This is a genomic window from Limnoglobus sp. (genome assembly GCF_059499385.1).
The window spans coordinates 52,743-69,985 of record NZ_JCABYM010000054.1 but is presented as its reverse complement, the minus strand read 5'-3'; the positions used below and the strand labels follow the sequence as shown (position 1 = coordinate 69,985).

The 17,243-nt window shown below is 69.2% G+C and carries 14 protein-coding genes; 9 read left to right on the top strand and 5 right to left on the bottom strand.

Features of this window, described 5'->3' with window-relative positions; translation table 11 throughout:
• Positions 1-192: 192 nt before the first annotated feature.
• The 5 genes from AC5JJ2_RS10435 (at position 193) to AC5JJ2_RS10415 (ending at position 8,134) form a co-directional block, all read left to right on the top strand.
• Positions 193-1,482: an L-lactate MFS transporter gene (locus AC5JJ2_RS10435; RefSeq protein WP_495857923.1), complete on the top strand. Its 1,290-nt coding sequence runs from the start codon at positions 193-195 to the stop codon at positions 1,480-1,482.
• Between the two features lie 163 nt (positions 1,483-1,645).
• Entirely contained in the window at positions 1,646-4,279 is a 2,634-nt protein-coding gene (locus tag AC5JJ2_RS10430; RefSeq protein WP_495857922.1) for a c-type cytochrome, read from the top strand.
• A gap of 218 nt (positions 4,280-4,497) precedes the next feature.
• Entirely contained in the window at positions 4,498-5,820 is a 1,323-nt protein-coding gene (locus AC5JJ2_RS10425) for a hypothetical protein (RefSeq protein ID WP_495857921.1), read from the top strand.
• A 116-nt stretch (positions 5,821-5,936) separates the two neighbouring features.
• Positions 5,937-7,109, top strand: a complete 1,173-nt coding sequence (locus AC5JJ2_RS10420; RefSeq protein ID WP_495857920.1) for an FAD-dependent oxidoreductase — start codon at positions 5,937-5,939, stop codon at positions 7,107-7,109.
• Complete coding sequence (locus AC5JJ2_RS10415; protein WP_495857919.1) at positions 7,106-8,134, top strand: NAD-dependent epimerase/dehydratase family protein; 1,029 nt, start codon at positions 7,106-7,108, stop codon at positions 8,132-8,134. The genes AC5JJ2_RS10420 and AC5JJ2_RS10415 overlap by 4 nt, the downstream gene beginning before the upstream one ends.
• Here the strand turns inward: AC5JJ2_RS10415 and queA are convergent.
• Genes queA through AC5JJ2_RS10395 form a run of 4 tightly spaced genes read right to left on the bottom strand, consistent with a single transcriptional unit; the run spans position 8,107 to position 12,035 of the window.
• A complete protein-coding gene (gene queA, locus AC5JJ2_RS10410) occupies positions 8,107-9,135 on the bottom strand; it encodes a tRNA preQ1(34) S-adenosylmethionine ribosyltransferase-isomerase QueA (protein WP_495857918.1) in 1,029 nt (342 codons plus the stop codon). The two genes, AC5JJ2_RS10415 and queA, sit on opposite strands and share 28 nt — an antisense overlap.
• A 59-nt stretch (positions 9,136-9,194) precedes the next feature.
• On the bottom strand, positions 9,195-9,746 hold the full coding sequence (locus AC5JJ2_RS10405; protein ID WP_495857917.1) for a hypothetical protein: 552 nt from the start codon (positions 9,744-9,746) through the stop codon (positions 9,195-9,197).
• 36 nt (positions 9,747-9,782) lie between these two features.
• On the bottom strand, positions 9,783-10,691 hold the full coding sequence (locus tag AC5JJ2_RS10400) for a 5-oxoprolinase subunit C family protein (protein ID WP_495857916.1): 909 nt from the start codon (positions 10,689-10,691) through the stop codon (positions 9,783-9,785).
• A 9-nt stretch (positions 10,692-10,700) separates the two neighbouring features.
• Positions 10,701-12,035 carry a sodium:proton antiporter gene (locus AC5JJ2_RS10395; protein WP_495857915.1) on the bottom strand — a complete coding sequence of 445 codons (1,335 nt, stop codon included), beginning with the start codon at positions 12,033-12,035 and terminating at the stop codon, positions 10,701-10,703.
• Positions 12,036-12,195: 160 nt separating this feature from the next.
• Between AC5JJ2_RS10395 and AC5JJ2_RS10390 the strand changes: the two genes are divergently transcribed.
• Entirely contained in the window at positions 12,196-12,741 is a 546-nt protein-coding gene (locus tag AC5JJ2_RS10390; protein WP_495857914.1) for a ParB N-terminal domain-containing protein, read from the top strand.
• A gap of 78 nt (positions 12,742-12,819) precedes the next feature.
• Here AC5JJ2_RS10390 and AC5JJ2_RS10385 read toward each other — a convergent pair whose 3' ends face one another.
• Entirely contained in the window at positions 12,820-14,259 is a 1,440-nt protein-coding gene (locus AC5JJ2_RS10385) for a hypothetical protein (RefSeq protein ID WP_495857913.1), read from the bottom strand.
• A gap of 323 nt (positions 14,260-14,582) precedes the next feature.
• On the opposite strand from AC5JJ2_RS10385, the gene AC5JJ2_RS10380 reads away from it, so the two are divergent.
• The 3 genes from AC5JJ2_RS10380 to AC5JJ2_RS10370 all read left to right on the top strand — a co-directional run bounded on the left by AC5JJ2_RS10380 (position 14,583) and on the right by AC5JJ2_RS10370 (position 17,229).
• Positions 14,583-15,464, top strand: a complete 882-nt coding sequence (locus AC5JJ2_RS10380; RefSeq protein ID WP_495857912.1) for a hypothetical protein — start codon at positions 14,583-14,585, stop codon at positions 15,462-15,464.
• Between the two features lie 133 nt (positions 15,465-15,597).
• Positions 15,598-16,299, top strand: coding sequence for a hypothetical protein (locus AC5JJ2_RS10375; RefSeq protein WP_495857911.1), 702 nt, complete (start codon positions 15,598-15,600; stop codon positions 16,297-16,299).
• A 165-nt stretch (positions 16,300-16,464) separates the two neighbouring features.
• Entirely contained in the window at positions 16,465-17,229 is a 765-nt protein-coding gene (locus tag AC5JJ2_RS10370; protein WP_495857910.1) for a Bax inhibitor-1/YccA family protein, read from the top strand.
• Positions 17,230-17,243 lie beyond the last annotated feature (14 nt).

Genomic DNA, 17,243 nt, shown 5'->3' with positions numbered 1-17,243 from the left:
CCCGGGCACACGGCCGGGCGGGCGATCAAGCTGACCGCCCCCCCCGGGCCCGCGATGGCCCACAGCGATACGGGCGCGGGGGGGGGGGGCACGTTGGGCCCCCCCGCCGCTCGCGTTTCGTTCGGGGCCGTGCGGCCCGTCGCCCCCCGCGGCCCATAGATTGAACGCACCTCCCTCCGCGAAAGGCCGCGCATGTCGTCCCCCTCCCCCGCCCGCGGGTGGCTCGTCGTCGCCGCCGGGATGGCCGTCAACCTCTGCCTCGGCATCCTCTACGCCTGGAGCGTCTGGAAGGCCAACCTCACCGCCAGGACGCCCGACCAAATCAACCAGCCGATGGATTCCGCCGGCCCGAACGCGGGCTGGACGTTCCTCTCCGACGCCGACGCGACGTGGGCCTACGCCGTGTGCGGGCTGACGTTCGCCCTGTTCATGATCCCCGGCGGCCGCCTCCAGGACCGGTACGGCCCGCGGCTCGGCGTCACCCTCGGCGGGCTGTGCCTGGCCGCCGGGTGCGTCGTCGCCGGGCTGATGAAGAGCTACCTCGGCCTGGTGCTGGGGTTCGGGCTGCTCGGCGGCGTCGGCATGGGCCTCGGGTACGCCGCCGCGACGCCGGCGGCCGTGAAGTGGTTCGGCCCGCACCGCCGCGGGCTGATCGTGGGTCTGGTCGTCGGCGGGTACGGCGGGGCGGCCATCTACATCGCGCCGCTGGCGAAGTACCTCATCGCCGACTACGGCATCACCGGCAGCTTCGTCGGCCTGGGCGTGCTGTTCGCCGTCGTCATCGTGATCGCGGGCACGGTACTGAAGGCCCCGCCGCCGGGGTACGTCCCGCCCGGAGTGCCGACGGCGGGCGCGGCCGCCGTCGAGAACCGCACGCCGAAGGAGATACTCGGCACGTGGCAGTATGTCGCGTTGGTGGCGCTCATGTTCGGGTCGTCGCAGTCCGGCCTGCTGGCGATCGTGAACGCGACGGACACGCTCAAGGGCACGGCGGCCGCAGCCGGGATGACGTTCTTCGTCGAGAATGCCTGGCTGCTGGCCGCGTTCGGCGGGGTCGTGAACGCCGTCGGCCGGGTCGGGACCGGGTTCTACTCGGACCGCATCGGCCGGACGAACGCTTACGCGCTGAACGGGGCGCTCGCCGCGGTCTGCTTATTCCTGACGCCGACGGTGATCGAGTCGAAGAACGTCGCGATTCTCTTCCTCGTGTTCGGCGTGGCCTACTGGCAGTACGGCGGCGGGCTGTCGCTGTTGCCGGCGATGACGGCCGACTTCTACGGGCCGAAGAACATGGGGACGAACTACGGCCTCGTGTTCCTCGGCTGGGGGCTGGCGTTCCTCGTGCCGCTGTCGGCCGGGTACATCAAGGACCTGACCGGCCGCAGCGACACGCCGTTCTACCTTTCCGCCGGCATCCTGTCCGCGTGCGTGGTGCTGAGCAAGCTCGTGACGAAGCCCCGGTTCGCGAAGGAGCTGCCGTGACGACCGAGGACGACCCCGGCCGCAACGACTTCTTCCCGTTCGACACCGCCGAGCGGAAGGCGTGGGGCAAGCTACCGTAGGGCGGCGGAAAACCGATCCTCGCCGCGGCCCGCGGGACCGCTTATACTGTCACTCCTTCCTTCAACCTCTTCACGAGATGCCTATGCGCCGCACCCTCATGCTGCTGCCGTTCCTGGCAGTGCTGCTGGTCGTCCCCACGTCCGACGGGCAGGACAAGAAGGCCAAGAAGAAGGCCGACCCGCCGAAGTCCACGAAACCGGCCGCGGCCACCGACCCGGCGACGTTGAAGGTCGCGAAGGGGTTCAAGGTCGAGCTGCTCTACAGCGTGCCGAAGGAGAAGGAAGGGTCGTGGGTCAACCTGTGTGTCGACCCGAAGGGCCGGCTCATCACGTCGGACCAGGGCGGGCCGCTGTACCGCATCACGCCGCCGCCGCTCGGGTCGGGTGAGGGAACGAAGGTCGAAAAAATCCCGGCCGACATCGGCGACGCGCAGGGCCTCCTCTGGGCGTTCGACGCGCTTTACGTGATGCCGAACACCCGGCGGAAGATGCCGAGCGGCACGACGCTCAAGCCCGCCCTCTACCGCGTCACGTCCAGCAAGAACGACGACGTCCTCGACAAGGTGGAACTGCTCCTCGAATTCCAGGGGGCTGGCGGCGAACACGGCACGCACGCGATCCTGCCGCACCCGGACGGCAAGCGGCTCACGCTGGTGTGCGGCAACCAGACGAAGCTGCCGAAGTACGACACGACGAAGGTTCCCCCGGTGTGGGGCGAGGACCACCTGCTGCCCCGGCTGCCGGACGGCCGCGGGTTCATGGCCGGCGTCCCCGGCCCCGGCGGGTTCATGGTGAACGTGGACAAGGACGGCAAGAACGTCGAGCTGTTCAGCGTCGGGTTCCGCAACCAGTTCGACGGCGGGTACAACCGGGACGGCGAGCTGTTCAGCTACGACGCCGACATGGAGTGGGACATGAACACGCCGTGGTATCGCCCCACCCGCGTGTGCCACGTCACCAGCGGCAGCGAGTTCGGCTGGCGGAACGGCGCGGGCAAGTACCCGGCGTACTACGCGGACAACCTGCCGGGCGTGTGCAACATCGGCCCCGGCTCGCCGACCGGGACGTGCTTCGGGTACGGGGCGAAGTTCCCGGCCAAGTACCAGGACGCGTTCTTCATCTGCGACTGGAGCTACGGCAAGATGTACGCCGTACATCTCAAGCCGAGCGGCAGCACATACGAAGGGACGGCCGAGGAGTTCGTCACCGGCACGCCGCTGCCGCTGACGGACGTGGTCGTCAACCCGGCCGACGGCGCGATGTACTTCACGGTCGGCGGCCGCGGCGTGCAGAGCGGGCTGTACCGGGTGACCTACGCGGGAGCGGAACCGACAGCGCCCGCGAAGCCGGATGACAAGTGGAAAGGGATGAAGTTTGAATCGTTCCCAAAAGTGTTGTCTCAATACCAACAACCATTTTCAGACGAAGCTGCCGCCAAGAAGGCTTGTAGTGAAGCTCTCGCGGCTCTCGCCATGCCTGATCGCGCAACCGCATTCGCGGCACGCACTGTACTTGAACACCAGAACCCGAAATACTGGGCGGACGCGGTGCTCTCCGCGAAGAACTCCGGAAAGAATCCAGGTTCTGCGTTGATCACCCTGCTCGCGCTCGTCCGCGTGTCGGCCCCGTGCCCGCAGCACGCGAAACCGGACTCGCCGAAGGCGGACCCGGCGCTGCGCGGCAAGATTCTCGACGCCCTCGGCCGCATCGACTTCGCGAAGCTGCCGGTCGATCAGCAGCTCGACATGGTCCGCGTCTACCACGTCCTGTTCAACCGCCTCGGCAAGCCGACGGACGCCGAGAGGGAGGCGTGGCTGACGAAGTTCTCGCCCGCGTTCCCGACGAAGAACCGGTACGTGGACGGCGAATTGCTCCAGGTCTTCGTCTACCTCGACGCCCCGAAGGCGGCCGAGCAGGGGATGAAGCTCCTCGCGAACGCGCCGACGCAGGAGGAGCAGATGGAGTACGCCCGCGCCCTCCGGGTGCTGAAGGCGGGGTGGACGCCGGCGCTGCGGAAGCAGTACGCCGAGTGGCTGGTGAGCGCGAACTACTTCCGCGGCGGCAACAGCCTCGGCGGGTTCCTGAAACTGATCCGCGACGACTTCGAGAAGACGCTGAACGGCGACGAGAAGGCGGCCGTGGCCGGGTTGCTCAAGGAAGCCGCCGCCGGGCCGAAGACCGCGGCCAGCGGCCCGCCGCGGCCGGTCGTTAAGAAGTACACGCTCGACGACCTCGCCCCGAAGCTGGAGGCGGCGGTGAAGGCCGGCGGCCGCGACTTCGACCGCGGCCGGAAGCTGTTCGGCGAGGCCCGGTGCTTCGGCTGCCACCGGTACGACAACGACGGGTCGTCGTTCGGCCCGGACTTGAGCGGCGTCGCCGGCCGGTTCGGCCCGAAGGACCTGTTGGAGTCCGTCCTCGACCCGAGCAAGGAGGTCAGCGACCAGTACGCGGCGACGATCTTCGAGCTGGAGGACGGCGGCCAGGTGATCGGCCGGATCGCGAACCTGCAAGGGGACACGTACCGGGTGAACACGGACATGCTCGACCCGAACGACCTCCGGCCGGTGAACCGGAACAACGTCGCGTCGATGAAGCCGTCGAAGACGTCGATGATGCCGGCCGGCCTGCTGGACGTGCTGAAAGAAGACGAGGCCCTCGACCTGATGTGCTACCTGCTGTCCCGCGGCGACCGCAACCACGCGATGTTTAAGAAGTGATCCCCACTAGATAGCCGCCGGCTTGCCGGCGGGGTTTTGCGACGCCCAAAACCCCGCCGGCAAGCCGGCGGCTATATCAAATCCACCAACCGCCCCACTTCAACAATTCCGGCCAGAATTCGCACGTCGCGCAGCGCCCCGGCCCTTGTGACCGGCCCGGCCGCCGTTTACCCTTTAGAAACGGACTTGAACGATTCCGCCCCGTGGGTTCCCGCGACATGCTCCGCCGATTGACCTGTGCCGCCTGGGCGATCTGTGCCGTCTCGTCCGCCGCCGTCGCCGAGAACCCGTTCAAGTCGTCCGGCCCGACGCCGACCGAGAAGAAGGCCCTCGCGCTGATCGAGAAGCTGGCCGCCGCCGACTTCCGCGAGCGGGAGACGGCCGCCCGCGACCTCGCCGCCCTCGGCGACCGCGCCCGGCCGGTGATGAAGCGCGTCGCCGCCACGACCGACAACCCGGAGGTCGAGCGCCGCCTCGAAGTGCTGATCGCGAAGCTCGAACACGCCGAGTTGCACAACCCGCGGCGGGTCACGTTCACCGGCAACAAGCCGATCGGCCAACTGCTCAAGGAGATCGCCGACCAGACCGGGTACAAGGTCAACGGCGGCCCGGACGACGAGAAACAGCGGCTGACCGTGGCCTGGAAGGACCGCACGTTCTGGGAGGCGCTCGACGAGGTGGCCGAGGCCGCCGGGCTGTCGGTGCAGGCGAACGACTACGGCGAGGAGGCGGGCGGCGTGAGCGTCCACGCCAACGACTCCTTCGACCCGCACGTCCACCGCGCCGGGCCGTTCCGCGTCGTCGCCACGAACATCGGGTCGAACCAGAACCGCCTCCTCTCCGGGCTGCCGCGGAAGGGCCTCCCGGTGGTGAACAACGGCACGCTGACCTTGAATCTGATGCTGCTGTCCGAGCCGAAGAACCCGATGCTCGGCGCGCAGCCGGTCGTCGTCACGGCCGCGACCGACGACACCGGCGCGAGCCTCCTGGCCGGCGACGACCCGAACACCCGCGTCTCCTACTACAACTCGGCGAATTACCGCGGCAACAACCAGTACCTGTACGTGAACCTCGGCAAGCCGGCCCGCGAGGCGACGCTCATCAAGGAACTCCGCGGCAAGGTGCAACTGACGCTCCTGGCCGGGACGCGGCCGGAGATCACGGTCGAGAAGCTGTTGACGGTGAAGAAGAAGACGTTCGTGAGCCGCACGACGGAGCTGCTGATCGAGAGCGTGACCGAGCCGAGCGAGGCGGGCTTCTCCGTGACGCTGACGGCGAAGCACCTGCACGCGACGCACGAGGACTACGCCTGGTCGAACGCCGTCTACCAGCGGCTGGAAGTCTACGACGAGGACGGCGAGAAGTTCGTCACGACCGGGGCGACGAACATGAACCAGGCCCCCGGCTCCGTGTCGATGACGCTGCCGTTCGTGCCGCCGGCCGGCCGGAAGCTCGGCAAGCCGACGAAGCTGGTCCTCGTCGAGTGGATCACCGCCCCGCGGGAGGTCGAGTTCTCGTTCAAGAACGTCCCCCTGCCGTGATTCCATTTTGCATTTTTTAATTTCGCATTTTGAATTGTTCCGGTCATCTCCGTGGTTGCCTTGCACCCGACCCGTTGACCACGCTACACTCCCGGCGACCTCGTTCGGAGTGCGTGATGCCGAAACCCCCTGCCCCGCCGCGAATCGCGATCCTCGGCTGCGGCCCGATCGGCCTGGAGGCGGCGCTCTACGCCCGGTCGCTCGACCTGCCCGTGACCGTCTACGACTCCGGCCAAGTCGCGGAGCACGTCAACCGGTGGGGCCACGTCACGATGTTCACGCCGTTCGGCCAGACCGCGACGACGCTCGGCCTCGAAACGCTCCGCCGCGAGAACCCGAAGCGGGACTTCCCGGCCGAGGGCAACACCATCACCGGCCGCGAGTGGCGGGAGTGCTACCTCGTCCCGCTCGCGGAGTCCGCGGCGCTGAAGGACAGCCTCCAACTGCAAACGACGGTCCTGACCGTCGGCCGGACCGGGTGGCGGAAGACCGATTCGCCGGACCCGGCGAAGCCGCTGTCGCCGTTCCGCCTGCTCGTGCGGACGGCCCAGGGGCAGGAGCGGTTCGACACCGCGGACGTGATCCTCGACTGCACCGGCAGCTACTCCCGGCCGAACTGGGCCGGCGACGCCGGCATCCCGGCCGCCGGCGAGATCGCGGCCCGCCCGCAGCTCTCGTACTGGAACGACGACATCCTCGGCGCGAAGAAGCAACACTACGCGAACAAGAGCGTCATCCTGATCGGCGGCGGCTACTCCGCGGCGACGACGATCGCGAACCTGGCGACGCTCGCGGAACAAGAACAATCGACGTGGGCGATCTGGCTGACGCACGCCGACCGCGGCGGCGGGCCGCTGCCGCGCGTCCCGAACGACCCGTTCAGGGACCGCGACAAGTTGGCGGCGCGGGCGAACAACCTCGCGTGCCGGTGCGACGGCAACCTCGAATACCACCCGCAGACGAACGTGGAGGAACTGATCTCGCACGGCCCGGACAAGGGATTCCGCGTCGCGGGCACGGTGAACGGCAAGCCGATGAGTTGGGAGGTGGACCGCGTCATCGCGAACGTCGGCTACCGCCCGGACCTGACGGTCTGCCAGGAACTGCGCGTCGCCGAGCCGACCGGCGACTTCCTGACGGGCGAGCCGAACTACTACGTCCTCGGCATGAAGAGCGCGGGCCGCAAGTCGAGCTTCCTGCTCTGCGACGGGTACGAGCAGGTCCGCCGGGCGTTCGCGCTGATCGCCGGGAAGAAGCAGCTCGACCTGTACTCGCGGAAGGCGGCATGAGCACGGTCGTCACCGGCGGCGGCGGGTTCATCGGGCGGTTCCTCGTCCACTTCCTCGCCGAGCGCGGCGAGCGGGTTCGCGTCGTCGAGAAGCCGGGCCGCGGCGTCGATCACCCGCCGACGGCCGAGGTCGTGTTCGCGGACATTCGGGACCGCGCCGCCGTGCGGAACGCCGTCCGCGGGGCGCGGCACGTTTACCACCTCGCCGCGAACCCGCAGCTCTGGACCCGCCGCCGCGGGCACTTCGCGCAGGTCAACTTCCACGGCACGGTCAACGTCCTCGACGAGTCCCTCGCGGCCGGGGCGGAGCGCGTCCTGCATTGCAGCACGGAGAGCATCCTCACCCGCGCCGCGCAGACGACGGCCATCGCCGAGGACCAAGAGGTTCGACTGAAGGACGTGATCGGGCCGTACTGCCGGTCGAAGTTCTTCGCGGAGCAACACGCCCGGCGGCTGGCCGCGGAGGGGAAGCCGGTCGTGATCGTGAACCCGACGCTCCCCGTCGGGCCGGGTGATACCGGGTTGTCACCGCCGACGCGGATGGTGCTCGACTGCTGCCGCGGGAAGCGGGCCGCGTACCTCGACGCGGACCTGAACCTGATCGACGTGCGGGACGTGGCGAAGGGGATGATGCTCGCGATGGAAAAGGGCGTGCCCGGCCGCCGCTACCTGCTCGGGGCCGAGAACTGGTCCGTGAAGCGGGTATTCGATCTCCTCGCGACGGAGTGCGGCGTACCGCCGCCGACGTGGGCCGTGCCGTACCCGCTGGCCCTAGCCGCGGCCTACGCCAGCGAGTTCGTGGCGGACGTGTTCACCGGCGAGATGCCGGCCGCGAGCGTGACCGGCGTGAAACTGACCCAGCGGACGATGGCGTTCGACGCGACCCGCAGCCTCGCCGACTTGGGGCTGAAGCCGCGGCCGGTGACCGAAAGCCTGCGGGAGGCGGTGGCGTGGTTCCGACAGAAAGGGTGGGTGAAAGAGGGTGGGCCGTGCCCGCCCTACAAGATCAGCATCGCGTCGCCGTAGCTGTAGAACCGGTACCCTTCGCGGATCGCTTCCTCATACGCCCGCTTCAGCAGTTCGCTCCCGGCGAACGCTTGCACCAGGAGCAACAGCGTCGTCCGCGGCAGGTGAAAGTTCGTGAGCAGCCCGTCGAGGACGCGGAAGGAAAACGGCGGGTGGATGAACAGCTTCGACTCGCCGACGAACGGCCGCAGCTCGCCGTCGCGGGCCGCCGATTCCAGCGTTCGCGTCGTCGTCGTGCCGACGGCGATCACCCGCCCGCCGGCCGATTTCGTTCGCTGAATCTCTTCGACCGTCGCCGCCGGGACGGCGCACCACTCGGCGTGGATGTCGTGCCGGGTGGGTTCGTCCGTCTTGATCGGCAGGAACGTGCCGAGGCCGACGTGCAGCGTGACGGCCGACTGCGGCACGCCCGTCGCCGTCAGTTCCGCGAGCAGTTCCGGCGTGAAGTGCAGCCCGGCCGTCGGCGCGGCGACGGACCCGGCGGCCCTCGCGTACACGGTCTGGTACCGCTCCGCGTCCGGCCCGCTCGCGCGGCCCCTGCGGATGTACGGCGGAAGCGGCATGGTTCCGAACCGCGCCAAGAGATCGACCGCGTGGCCGGGAACGGTCGGCTTCATCAGCCAGTGCTTGTCCGGCGTGCGGCCGACGACCGCGAGTGACAGCCCGGTGTCGGTCGCGATCGTTTCGCCGACGCACGGGTAGCCGCGCGTCTTCGCGAGCAGCTCCCACACGCCGGGGCCGGGTTCGCGGACGAACAGCCCCTCCCACTTGCCGCCGGTCGCCGCCCGCTCGCCGACGAGCCGGGCCGGCAGGACTTTCGTGTCGTTCAGTACGAGCCGGTCGCCTGGCCGAAGCAGCGACGGCAAGTCGCGCACGTGGTGGTGCGCGAGCGCGCCGGCGGCGCGGTCCACGACGAGCAACCGCGCCGCGTCGCGCCGCTCGGCAGGCTGCTGCGCGATCAGTCGCTCGGGCAGGTCGTAATCGAAGAACAGCGGATGCATGGTAAAAAAACGAGAAAGCCCACGGACGAACGTCCGTGGGCAATCCCGCGCGAAACCCCTTACTTGAAGTTCTTCAAGAACTCGTCGAACCCCTTCTTGTGCTTCTCGACGGTCTTATCGCCGCCGAGCAGCGTCATGTAATACTGGCCGTCCTTCGTCTCGAACACGACGTAGATCTGCCGGTAGCCGTCCTTCTTCGTCACCTTCGCGTTCGGGTCGAACGGCGGGAACTTCGACAGGAACGTCCCCTTCACGTCCTGGTAGGTCGCCTTCACCCCGCCGACCTTGAACTCCTTGTCCACCGCCTCCTCGACCTTGTCCTTGCCGGCCGCCGGCTCGAACTTCGCCGTCTGCCGCTTGAGGTTCGCGTCCACCGACCCGCTGCCGCCGCCGCGGAAGAAGAACACGGCCAACTCCGCGTCCTCCTTGTCCCCCTCGGCCTTCGGCAGCTTGAACTGCGTCAGCCGCATCGTGTTCGACGGCTTCTCTTCCTTCCAGTCCGCGGGCGTGGTGGACTTCATCCCGGCCAGTTCCACCGACGTGCCCTTGTCCGCGGCCGCGGCGACCCCGGCGGCGGCCAGCGCGAACAGAAACGCGACGAACGAACGCATCTGGATTCTCCGTGTGTGTGGGAACGACAGGGGCGATTATAGCCCGGCCGCCAGCCGCAGCCGCAACAACCACTCGCGAATTGTGGCCGCCCGGTCCGCCGCCGCGCGGGCGGCCTCCCCGGCCGACACCTTGCGGAACCGCACCGCCTCGCCGGGCCGCAGCTGCGCCAGCCGGTCGAGGTCGGCGCGGACGACGTGCGCGACCTTCGGGTAGCCGCCGATCGTCTGCCCGTCCACGCCGAGGACGATCGGCTGGCCGTCGTTCGTGACCTGCACCGCGCCGGGGGCGACCGGCTCGGAGACGAGTTCGCCCGGCCGCCGCACCAGTTTCTCGCCGCGGAGCCGCACGCCCATCCGGTTGCTCGCGGGCAGCACCTCGTACTCGGTGGAAAAGAACGGTTCCGGTTCGAGGAACCAGTCGAATTGCGGGCCGGGCAACACGCGGAGGACGTTCCCCTCCTCGTTCGGCAGCCCCGCGAACGGCAGCGACCGCCCGCCGGTCCGCGACTCCGGGCCGGCCAGCACGTCGCCGACCTGGATCGGTTCGAGGGCGGAGCGACTGCCCAACACCGGCGTCCCGGCGAAGCCGCCGGCCACGCACAGGTAGCCGCGAACGCCGGTCGGCGTGCCGCCGACCTTCAGCACGTCGCCGGGTTCGAGCGTGAACGTGGTTCCGGGTTCGAGCCGGTTTTTGTTCGCGACGGCGGCGAAGAACGGCGCGCCGAAGACGACGCACGCCGTGCGATGTTCCGCCCGCAGCGTCGGACCGCTCATCGTGATTTCGAGCGCGAGAGTGGTCGGGTCGTTGCCGACGAGGCCGTTGCCGAGGGCGAGGGCGGCGCGGTCGGCCGCGCCGCCGACCGGCACGCCGAGGTGCCGCGCCGCCGGCCGTCCGGCATCGACGAGCAGCGAGTACAGCCCCGGTTCGAGGACGCTGAGCGACATGCGAAAATTTTAGCGAAACGAGATCAGCGTCGTCGCGACGAAGACCGGCAGCAGAATCACGGCCGCGTACCCGAGGTAGCCGAAGAACGACGGCATCTTGTACCCGTTCTCCTCCGCCAGCGCCTTCACCATGAAGTTCGGCCCGTTTCCGATGTACGTCATCGCGCCGAGGAACACGGCCCCGCAGCTGATCGCGGACAGGATGCGCGGCGTCGCCGTCATCAGGTCCTTGAACTGTTCCAGCCCGCCGACCACGACGGCGAGTTCGCCCATCGTGATGTACGTCGGCGCGTTGTCGAGGAACGCCGACAGCAGCCCGGTGATCCAGAAGAACTGCCACGGCTGCGTCACGCCGAGGGCCGCGCCGTGCGTTCGCAACAGGGCCAGCGCCGGGACCATCGCGACGAAGATGCCGGCGAACAGGACCGCCACTTCGAGGATCGGCGTCCACGCGAACTTGTTCAGCTCGCGGTTCGTCCGCGGCGTTTTCCACAGCGAGACCGCCGCCAGCGCGACCATCGCGAGTTCGCAGACCGGGAAGACCGGCACGACCTTCTTCAACAGGACGGCCGCGATCACGCCGAGCAGGAGCGGGCCGTTCAGCTTCAACCCGCGGACCCGGAGCGGGAACACCTCGCGCTCGTCCCGCGTGATGTCGCCGGGCTTCTCCGCGCGGTACGCGACGATGTCCCACACGAGGAACGCGAGCAAGAGTAGGCCGTTGACGAACAGCCACTGCGGCCAGAGCCGCAACGTCCAGAAGAAATCGACGCCCTTGAGGAACCCGAGGAACAGCGGCGGGTCGCCGAGCGGCGTCAGCAGCCCGCCGCAGTTCGACACGACGAAGATGAAGAAGATCGGGATGTGTTTCGTGTTCTTCCGCTCGCGGTTCGTGCGGAGGACGGGGCGGATGAGGACCATGCTCGCGCCGGTCGTGCCGATGACGCTCGCGAGGACCGCGCCGACGGCGAGGAACGCGGTGTTCGTCGCCGGCCGGGCCGCGATGTCGCCGGTGACGACGATGCCGCCGGCGATGACGTACAGCGCCCCGAGCAGGACGATGAACGAGAGGTACTCCTCGACGGCGTGCCACAGGTGGGCCGCGCCGTGCGGCCGCGTGAGCAGGAAGATCGCGACCGGCAGGCCGACGGCCGCGGCGACGACGAGCTTATTCCGGTTCGGGTGCCACCAATGCTCGGCCGCGAGCGGCAGGATGGCGATGGCGGCGAGGAGCAGGGCGAACGGCCCGGCCGCCCAGCCCGGCACGTCGAGCGGCGGCAGCCCGGCCGCGAACAGCGACAACGACACGTCGGCCCCTTCCCGGATGCGGAACGCTTGCGGCAACCCGTGGAACCCGGAGCGGTAGCGACGGGGTGTAGTACGACCAACACCCCGTCGCTACCGCTCCGGGTTCCACAACAGGTTCGCTTTGCACCTACTTCGTTTGACAACCTGCGGCCTTTTCCGAATAGTGAACACACGAACACAATCCGAGGGTTTTTCCGTGCCGTGCGTCACCGTCCGCGAATTGCCGATCGACCGACTCGTCCCCGCGCCGTACAACCCGCGGCGGCCGCTGACGAAGCCCGCGTACCGCAAGCTGAAGGCGAGTCTGGCCGAGTTCGGCCTCGTGGAGCCGCTGGTGTGGAACGCCCGCACCGGCCACGTCGTCGGCGGGCACGCCCGCCTCGCGATCCTGCGGGAACTCGGCTACGAAGCCGTGCCCGTGTCGGTCGTCGATCTCGACGCCGACCGGGAGCGGGCACTGAACGTCGTGCTGAACAACCAGGAGGCACAGGGCCGGTACGACCCGACGAAGCTGCTCGTCGTGCTGGAGGAACTGGGCGACCTCCGCGACCTGTCCGGGTTCGACGACACGACGCTGGCCGCGCTCAAGCTCTCACCCGTCGAAGGCGGGCCGGAGGACGCGGAGACCGGCAAGGTCGAGATCACGATCGAAGTCGATGCAAAGACGCTCCCGCACCTCTCGCCGCGGCTCGACGCGTTGGTCCGCGAGTTCGATTTGGTCGCGCACGTCAAGTGGTGTTAGTTTTCCTACCCGACGGGGCACGACCCCCCGGTTCCGACCCGGTGGACCATCACCTGACATTTGCCGCGAGACGGACGACTACACCCACAATTCCAGCACCTTCCGCACGGCGATGGCCCACGCCTCGGCCGCGTCGTCGGCGTCCAGTTCGACCGGCTTCCCGAACCCGTCGAGCAGCGTCGGCCGCGGGCCGGCGATGACCAGCGACGTGAGCAGCGTCCCGTCCGGCTCGGCCATCGCCGGTTCGGCGGCGAGCTGCAGGATTTGTACCTGCGACTTCCGCGACAACTGCGAACACGCCGCCCCCACTGCCTCGACGCTCGCCGCGTGCCGCACCGACGCCGTGCCGGTCTCGATCAGCTCGCGGAGCAGGATCGCGAACAGGTCCGCCTCCTGCGCCAGCGGCTCGGTCGCCCCGGCCTTCACGAAATGCAGCTCGAAGTGCAGGGCGTCCGTGCTCAGCCACGCGGTCAGCTTCCGCACGAGCGCCAGCACGGTCGAGCACGCCAGCACGATCCGCTGGACGGGCAGCTCCTCGTCCTTGTACCGGGCGGACAAGAGGTCCGGGGCGAACACGAACGCGAACGTCCGCCGCCGCCGGAGGAACTGGTTCTCGTCACGGGAATAGAAGAACAATTCGTCCCGCACGAACTTCACGTCGAACAGGTCCGGCGATTCGACCGGCTCCATGTACGCCAGTTGCGAGTGCAGCAGGCTCTCGATGCTGCCGCGGTTGGCGATCGACGTGTACCCGCCGACCGGGTACTGGTCCTCGTCCAGCACCCGCGTCGGGACCTCCTTCCGGCCGACCAGCGGCCGCACCGGGCGGGTCGGCAGTTGCGCTTCCAGCTTCGCGGTCAGCGTGAGGATTTGCCGGTGCGCCACGAACCGGCTCATGTCCGCCAGGGCCGTCCGGTGTTCGAGCGCGATCACGTCCTCCGGGCCGAGGACTTCCGCCACCCGCCGGGCCGCGGAGATCAGATCCTCGTACTGCCGCGCCAACAGCGGGTGCGGGCCGACACTCGTGAAGCTGTCGTACCCCTCGCCCAGCAGATCGTTCGGGTTCGACTTGGCCAGTTCGCGGACGACCGCCGGGGACAACTCGACGCCGCCGAGGCCGGCCCGGTCGCGGAGCTGCTTGACCACGAACGCCAGGCCCCGCGGCCGGTCTTTCGCCGCGTACCGGCGGAGCGCGTCCGTCGCCCGCTCGAACGTCCAGTCCCGATAGACGTGGCCGAGGAAGTGGTCCTCGTAGTTCGCGCCGAGGTTCGCCGGCCAGCCGGGTATGACGGGGTGCTCCTTCGCCGCGCCGGTCGGGTCGAACCCGAACGCGATGTGCCCGAGGTCCGCGAGGACGCCGGGCGGCGGGAGCGGGTCGCCGTTGTCCGCGATGACGATGGCCCACTCCAGGACCGCCCCGACGCGGGCGGCGTGCGGCCGGGCCGCCCGCTGCAGCCACAGCCCTTGCAGCAGGTAGCGGCGGGCCTCGTCCAGGTCGCGCAGTTCCACCACGGCCATCCGGTTTACCTCGATTACCCAAGACTTCCGAAGTCCGGCTTCGACTTCGGAAGTCGATCGACTCAGGGGCCTAATCCGTGCCCGCATTCGCGCCTCTTCCGCATCGACTTCCGAAGTCGAAGCCGGACTTCGGAAGTCGGATCGTTTCCCATTCAACTTATACTGCCTCGGCTGCCGGCGGCCAAACCCCTACGACCGGCACGCCCGGCACAGGCGTTAAGTTTTGCCCGGTCGATGCCGATACTCGATGACGACGGGGTATCCGCAGCGGGTGAACCACACCGAGGGCCGCCCGACCGAGGGGCGATCGCCGTGAGGGACGCATGAACGCAGCTCGATTCTTGGCCGGCGTGTTGGCGGTTGGGGCGATGGCGTGGCCCGCGCTCGGGCAGTACGATTCGCCGTTGCCGAAGCTCCCGGCCGCGCCGCCCGCGGCGGAAACGGCCCCGACGCCCACGACCGTCCTGACGGCCCCGCCCGGAACGACGACCACCACGACCGTCTACCCGTCCGGGACGGTGTTCAGCCCGGCCTGCCCGGACGGCAGTTGTTGCGGCCCGGTCGGCGCGCACGGGCCGCTGACGTACGAACTTTACTTCCGCACCGGCCCGTCGCTGGTCGTCGGCGGCAGCGAGCTGAGCGGCCGGCTGAACACCGGCTGGCAGGTCGGCGGCGGGGCGCGGACGCTGTACTTCAACCCGACCCGCGACGCCGCGTGGGTGCTGACGACCGGCATCAGCTACACGTACAACCGCGGCCGCCAGGAGCGCGGCGGGCCGCTCTTGGTCCACACCACGCTGCAAACGGGCGTGCCGGACGTTCTCACGTCCCAACTCGTCCGCGGGCTGCACCGCACGAGCTTCGACTTCGGCTTCGGCCGGGACTGGTGGGTCAACGGCCCCGGCAACGTCGGCGGCGAGTCGGCGTGGAACTGCCGGAGCGGGTTCGAGGTCGGCGGCCGGTGGGGGACCTCGCACGTCGATGCGTTCCGCCCCGACGTGGAGGGCGGCTACCACCGGAAGCAGAGCGTCTTCCATAGCGTGCTCGTCGCCTCGCACACGAACTGGGAGCGGCCGATGGGGAACTGGATTCTCTTCGCCGGGGTCCGGGGCGAGTTCGAGTATTCCTTCTTGAACGTCGTCCCGCCGAACGGGTCGGACATCGTCGGCATCAACTTCCTCATGAATTTCGGCGTGCGGTATTGATCGCGGGCGAAAGCCCAGGCACGGCCGTGCCTGGGCTTTCGCCCCTCATTCACTTTTCACCTGTCCTGACATTTCACGCCCGCCGTTTTCCCTGGTACGCGGACCATCCCGCGGCCTCTTCCAGGGAACCCACATGCCACGCCTGTTCCAGCTCCTGCCCGCGGCCGTCCTCGGCACGGCCCTCAGCGTCACCCTCGCCGTCGCGCAACCGCCGGGCGGCGACCGGCCCCGCGGCAACGACCGCCCGCCCGAGCCGCGCGGCGGCGACCGCCGCGGCGAGCGCCGCCCGGACAACCAGGTGGACGCCTGGGTGAAGACGCTGGCCGCGAAGATCACCGACCCGCACGACGAAATCCGCGACAGCGCTCGGGCCGGGATCGTGGCCGTCGGCGAGGCCGCGCTGCCCACGCTCAAGGGGCTGGCCGACGGCGACGACGCGGCGAAAGCGACGGCGGCGAAGAAGCTGATCCGTGCCATCGAAGGCCCGCGGCCGACCCGGACGGTGGCCGGCCGGCCGCCGATGGGCGGCTTCCCCGGCGGCATGGGCGGCGGGTTCGGGGCGTTCAACCGCGTCGGCCCGGACGGCCCGCCGACGGGCGGCCGCGGGAGCGGCGGGTTCGGGCCGATGGGCGGCGGGTTCCCCGGCGGGCCGGGCCGCCCGGACGCCGGCCCCCGCGAGGAGCGCCGCCCGGACGGCGACCGCCGGCCCGAAGGGGGGCGGCCAGAAGGCGAACGGCGGCCGGAAGGCGACCGCCGGCCGAACCCGGACCGCCGGCCCGACGGCGAGCGGCGGCCCGAGGGCGACCGCCCGCGGCCGAACCCGGAACGCGACTAACGCACGTTCACCGTAACCCCCGACCGCCCCGGCAGTTAGCCGGGGCGGTTCGCGTTTCAAATCTTCGCCTGGGTTCGCCGTATCACTTCCTGTAAGGTGAACCGAGATGGGTGTATAATCCAACGATTAGAGCTCGCACACAACCCACTCCGAAGGAGTATGCATATGAGAACCTCGAACCCCGCCCTCAGCGAGCGGACGTTCCTCGAAGAATCCCGCGGCCGCGACCGCAGCGGCGTCATGACCGTCAACGGGGCCGTCGCCAAGACCGGCTTCCTGATCGCCCTCCTGCTCGCGGCCGGCGGCTTCGCGTGGCACATGGTCTTCCCGCTCGGCGTCACCGGGTCCGCCCCGCGGATGGACTACGCCATGGGGTTCGTCCTCGGCGGGCTGTTCGGCGGCCTGCTCACCAGCATCGTGATGTTCTTCAGCCCGCGGGTCGCCCCGGTCGCCGCCCCGGCCTACGCCGTGTGCGAGGGGCTGCTGTTCGGCGCGCTCTCCGGCCTCGTCGCCGGGAAGTACCAGGGCATCGTCCTCCAGGCCGCCCTCCTGACCGTCGGCGTGCTGGCCGTCATGCTGCTCGCGTACTCGTCCGGGCTGATCCGGGCGACCGAGAAGTTCAAGATGGGCGTCGTCGCCGCGACCGGCGCGATCTGCCTCGTGTACCTCGCCACAATCCTCCTCGGGCTGTTCGGCGTCGGCATCCCGTACATCCACGCCGCCGGGCCGATCGGCATCGGGTTCTCCGTGTTCGTGGTCGTGATCGCCGCCCTCAACCTCGTGCTCGACTTCGACATGATCGAGCAGGGGGCGCGGTACCAGGCCCCGAAGTACATGGAGTGGTACGGCGCGTTCGGCCTCCTGGTCACGCTCGTCTGGCTGTACTGGGAAATCGTGCGGCTGCTCATCAAGCTCCGCGAGAGCGAGTAGCGACAACCCTCCGG